Here is a 374-nt window from a genome sequence, read left to right on the forward strand (position 1 = left end):
GTAGTGGCTGGTACCCAGCCGGTATTGCGGCAGCACGCGAACCAGCCCGCCCCGGGCCAGTTCGGCACGCACGGTGCGTTCGGTGAATGCCGCGATGCCCGTGCCGGCCAACGCCGCYGCGTACAGCGCGGTGATCGTATCGGTCGACATGCCACCCCGTACACCCACGTGTTCGACAGCCCCGTCCGGGGCTGTCAGCGTCCATTCGCCGGTGCGGTTTGCGCCCGTGAAGCTCAGCACAGCATGCTGCGCAAGGTCCGCCGCCGATACCGGCAGGCCGTGCCGTGCCAGATAGGCCGGTGACGCCACCAGCACCGTGTCCGATGCCGTCAGCGATTTCGCCATCAGGATGCTGTCGGCCAGCGGTGTACTGC

1 protein-coding gene is annotated in these 374 nt (G+C 68.4%); it reads right to left on the reverse strand.

The window, feature by feature from the left end; genetic code table 11:
- Positions 1 to 374, reverse strand: a 374-nt coding sequence (locus AC1DDH_RS20810; RefSeq protein WP_476956268.1) for a LysR substrate-binding domain-containing protein, incomplete at both ends; no start/stop codon positions are given.

Source organism: Arthrobacter sp. 10T425, from assembly GCF_056393985.1.